The following is a 5202-nucleotide window of genomic DNA, read 5'->3' as shown; positions in this document are numbered from 1 at the left end:
AGCTAAGCGACTTCCATATCTCACAGGGGGCAACCCCCAACTACTTCCGGCGTTCTAGGGCTTAACTTCTGTGTTCGGCATGGGTACAGGTGTATCTCCTAGGCTATCGTCACTTAACTCTGAGTAATACCTACTCAAAATTGAATATCTATTCAAACCAAGAAAACCGTTCGCTTTCATATTCTCAGTTACTTTGGATAAGTCCTCGAGCTATTAGTATTAGTCCGCTACATGTGTCGCCACACTTCCACTTCTAACCTATCTACCTGATCATCTCTCAGGGCTCTTACTGATATAAAATCATGGGAAATCTCATCTTGAGGTGGGTTTCACACTTAGATGCTTTCAGCGTTTATCCCTTCCCTACATAGCTACCCAGCGATGCCTTTGGCAAGACAACTGGTACACCAGCGGTAAGTCCACTCTGGTCCTCTCGTACTAGGAGCAGATCCTCTCAAATTTCCTACGCCCGCGACGGATAGGGACCGAACTGTCTCACGACGTTCTGAACCCAGCTCGCGTGCCGCTTTAATGGGCGAACAGCCCAACCCTTGGGACCGACTACAGCCCCAGGATGCGACGAGCCGACATCGAGGTGCCAAACCTCCCCGTCGATGTGAACTCTTGGGGGAGATAAGCCTGTTATCCCCAGGGTAGCTTTTATCCGTTGAGCGATGGCCCTTCCATACGGAACCACCGGATCACTAAGCCCGACTTTCGTCCCTGCTCGAGTTGTAGCTCTCGCAGTCAAGCTCCCTTATACCTTTACACTCTGCGAATGATTTCCAACCATTCTGAGGGAACCTTTGGGCGCCTCCGTTACCTTTTAGGAGGCGACCGCCCCAGTCAAACTGCCCGTCAGACACTGTCTCCGATAGGGATCACCTATCCGGGTTAGAGTGGCCATAACACAAGGGTAGTATCCCAACAACGTCTCCTTCGAAACTGGCGTCCCGATCTCATAGACTCCTACCTATCCTGTACATGTGGTACAGACACTCAATATCAAACTGCAGTAAAGCTCCATGGGGTCTTTCCGTCCTGTCGCGGGTAACCTGCATCTTCACAGGTACTAAAATTTCACCGAGTCTCTCGTTGAGACAGTGCCCAAATCATTACGCCTTTCGTGCGGGTCGGAACTTACCCGACAAGGAATTTCGCTACCTTAGGACCGTTATAGTTACGGCCGCCGTTTACTGGGGCTTCAATTCATACCTTCGCTTACGCTAAGCACTCCTCTTAACCTTCCAGCACCGGGCAGGCGTCACCCCCTATACATCATCTTACGATTTAGCAGAGAGCTGTGTTTTTGATAAACAGTTGCTTGGGCCTATTCACTGCGGCTGACGTAAAGTCAGCACCCCTTCTCCCGAAGTTACGGGGTCATTTTGCCGAGTTCCTTAACGAGAGTTCTCTCGCTCACCTGAGGCTACTCGCCTCGACTACCTGTGTCGGTTTGCGGTACGGGTAGAGTATGTTTAAACGCTAGAAGCTTTTCTTGGCAGTGTGACGTCACTAACTTCGCTACTAAACTTCGCTCCCCATCACAGCTCAATGTTATAGAACTAAGCATTTGACTCAGTTCACACCTCACTGCTTAGACAGACACTTCCAATCGTCTGCTTTAGTTAGCCTACTGCGTCCCTCCATCACTACATACTCTAGTACAGGAATATCAACCTGTTGTCCATCGGATACACCTTTCGGTCTCTCCTTAGGTCCCGACTAACCCAGGGCGGACGAGCCTTCCCCTGGAAACCTTAGTCTTACGGTGGACAGGATTCTCACCTGTCTTTCGCTACTCATACCGGCATTCTCACTTCTATGCGTTCCAGCACTCCTCACGGTACACCTTCTTCACACATAGAACGCTCTCCTACCATACCTATAAAGGTATCCACAGCTTCGGTAAATTGTTTTAGCCCCGGTACATTTTCGGCGCAGGGTCACTCGACTAGTGAGCTATTACGCACTCTTTGAATGAATAGCTGCTTCTAAGCTAACATCCTAGTTGTCTGTGCAACCCCACATCCTTTTCCACTTAACAATTATTTTGGGACCTTAGCTGGTGGTCTGGGCTGTTTCCCTTTCGACTACGGATCTTAGCACTCGCAGTCTGACTGCCGACCATAATTCATTGGCATTCGGAGTTTATCTGAGATTGGTAATCCGGGATGGACCCCTCACCCAAACAGTGCTCTACCTCCAAGAATCTTTATGTCGACGCTAGCCCTAAAGCTATTTCGGAGAGAACCAGCTATCTCCAAGTTCGTTTGGAATTTCTCCGCTACCCACAAGTCATCCAAGCACTTTTCAACGTGCCCTGGTTCGGTCCTCCAGTGCGTCTTACCGCACCTTCAACCTGCTCATGGGTAGGTCACATGGTTTCGGGTCTACGTCATGATACTAATTCGCCCTATTCAGACTCGGTTTCCCTACGGCTCCGTCTCTTCAACTTAACCTCGCATCATAACGTAACTCGCCGGTTCATTCTACAAAAGGCACGCTCTCACCCATTAACGGGCTCGAACTTGTTGTAGGCACACGGTTTCAGGTTCTATTTCACTCCCCTCCCGGGGTGCTTTTCACCTTTCCCTCACGGTACTGGTTCACTATCGGTCACTAGGGAGTATTTAGGGTTGGGAGATGGTCCTCCCAGATTCCGACGGGATTTCACGTGTCCCGCCGTACTCAGGATACTGCTAGGTACAAAGACTATTTTAAATACGAGGCTATTACTCTCTTTGGCTGATCTTCCCAAATCATTCTTCTATAATCTTTGAGTCCACATTGCAGTCCTACAACCCCGAAGAGTAAACTCTTCGGTTTGCCCTTCTGCCGTTTCGCTCGCCGCTACTAAGGCAATCGCTTTTGCTTTCTCTTCCTGCAGCTACTTAGATGTTTCAGTTCACTGCGTCTTCCTCCTCACATCCTTAACAGATGCGGGTAACAGGTAGTACCTGTTGGGTTCCCCCATTCGGAAATCCCTGGATCATCGCTTACTTACAGCTACCCAAGGCATATCGTCGTTTGTCACGTCCTTCTTCGGCTCCTAGTGCCAAGGCATCCACCGTGCGCCCTTATTAACTTAACCTTATTTTTCTGACCTTTCAGTCATAAACTCTTATTAATACTACAGCGTTTTCGGTTTATTTTCTTGTTACTATTTGATATAGATATTCAATTTTCAATGTGCATTACTTGGTGATCTCTCACCAATGGAGCCTAGCGGGATCGAACCGCTGACCTCCTGCGTGCAAAGCAGGCGCTCTCCCAGCTGAGCTAAGGCCCCACAAGACCTCTCAAGACTAAACAAGACCAATGCGCAGTTCCTTTTCCTTAGAAAGGAGGTGATCCAGCCGCACCTTCCGATACGGCTACCTTGTTACGACTTCACCCCAATCATCTATCCCACCTTAGGCGGCTGGCTCCTTACGGTTACCTCACCGACTTCGGGTGTTACAAACTCTCGTGGTGTGACGGGCGGTGTGTACAAGGCCCGGGAACGTATTCACCGCGGCGTGCTGATCCGCGATTACTAGCGATTCCGACTTCATGTAGGCGAGTTGCAGCCTACAATCCGAACTGAGACTGGCTTTAAGAGATTAGCTTGCCGTCACCGGCTTGCGACTCGTTGTACCAGCCATTGTAGCACGTGTGTAGCCCAGGTCATAAGGGGCATGATGATTTGACGTCATCCCCACCTTCCTCCGGTTTATTACCGGCAGTCTCGCTAGAGTGCCCAACTGAATGATGGCAACTAACAATAGGGGTTGCGCTCGTTGCGGGACTTAACCCAACATCTCACGACACGAGCTGACGACAACCATGCACCACCTGTCACCTCTGTCCCGAAGGAAAGCTCTATCTCTAGAGCGGTCAGAGGGATGTCAAGACCTGGTAAGGTTCTTCGCGTTGCTTCGAATTAAACCACATGCTCCACCGCTTGTGCGGGCCCCCGTCAATTCCTTTGAGTTTCAACCTTGCGGTCGTACTCCCCAGGCGGAGTGCTTAATGCGTTAGCTGCGGCACTAAACCCCGGAAAGGGTCTAACACCTAGCACTCATCGTTTACGGCGTGGACTACCAGGGTATCTAATCCTGTTTGCTCCCCACGCTTTCGAGCCTCAGCGTCAGTTACAAGCCAGAGAGCCGCTTTCGCCACCGGTGTTCCTCCATATATCTACGCATTTCACCGCTACACATGGAATTCCACTCTCCCCTCTTGCACTCAAGTTAAACAGTTTCCAAAGCGTACTATGGTTAAGCCACAGCCTTTAACTTCAGACTTATCTAACCGCCTGCGCTCGCTTTACGCCCAATAAATCCGGACAACGCTCGGGACCTACGTATTACCGCGGCTGCTGGCACGTAGTTAGCCGTCCCTTTCTGGTAAGATACCGTCACAGTGTGAACTTTCCACTCTCACACTCGTTCTTCTCTTACAACAGAGCTTTACGATCCGAAAACCTTCTTCACTCACGCGGCGTTGCTCGGTCAGACTTCCGTCCATTGCCGAAGATTCCCTACTGCTGCCTCCCGTAGGAGTCTGGGCCGTGTCTCAGTCCCAGTGTGGCCGATCACCCTCTCAGGTCGGCTATGTATCGTCGCCTTGGTGAGCCGTTACCCCACCAACTAGCTAATACAACGCAGGTCCATCTGGTAGTGGTGCAATTGCACCTTTTAAGCAAATGTCATGCAACATCTACTCTTATGCGGTATTAGCTATCGTTTCCAATAGTTATCCCCCGCTACCAGGCAGGTTACCTACGCGTTACTCACCCGTTCGCAACTCATCCAGAGAAGCAAGCTCCTCCTTCAGCGTTCTACTTGCATGTATTAGGCACGCCGCCAGCGTTCGTCCTGAGCCAGGATCAAACTCTCATTAAAAGTTTGAGTTCTCACTCATTTCTGTCACTGACAGATTTATTGTTTTTTCATTGTTCAGTACTACAACCTTAGTTGTAGTGCCCTGCACATTGGTTCGTCTTGTTCAGTTTTCAAAGGTCTTTGTCACTCAGTTCTCTCAAGCGACAACTATATTAGTATATCACAGGCGCTTTTGCTTGTCAACACTTTTTTGAAACTTTTTTAATCTTTTTTCATCAAGTGTTCCATCTGCAACATACCATAGTCCGTACGGGATTCGAACCCGTGTTACCGCCGTGAAAAGGCGGTGTCTTAACCCCTTGACCAACGGACC

The 5202-nt window shown here is 49.7% G+C and carries 2 tRNA genes and 3 rRNA genes; all 5 read right to left on the bottom strand.

Annotated elements, in window-relative coordinates:
* Position 1 precedes the first annotated feature (1 nt).
* Positions 2 to 117 (bottom strand): 5S ribosomal RNA (gene rrf / locus B7700_RS00110).
* 76 nt (positions 118 to 193) lie between these two features.
* Positions 194 to 3094: ribosomal RNA gene (locus tag B7700_RS00105) — 23S ribosomal RNA — on the bottom strand.
* Positions 3095 to 3219: 125 nt separating this feature from the next.
* Positions 3220 to 3292, bottom strand: a tRNA-Ala gene (locus B7700_RS00100).
* A gap of 51 nt (positions 3293 to 3343) precedes the next feature.
* Positions 3344 to 4889 (bottom strand): 16S ribosomal RNA (locus B7700_RS00095).
* Together the 16S, 23S and 5S rRNA genes with 2 tRNA genes alongside form the textbook arrangement of a ribosomal RNA operon.
* Positions 4890 to 5130: 241 nt before the next feature.
* Positions 5131 to 5202: transfer RNA gene (locus B7700_RS00090), tRNA-Glu, on the bottom strand.

Source organism: Streptococcus mitis, assembly GCF_002096755.1.
Classification (GTDB): domain Bacteria; phylum Bacillota; class Bacilli; order Lactobacillales; family Streptococcaceae; genus Streptococcus; species Streptococcus mitis_AC.
Note: the sequence above shows the minus strand (reverse complement) of the source record. Positions and strands in the feature narration are given on the sequence as shown.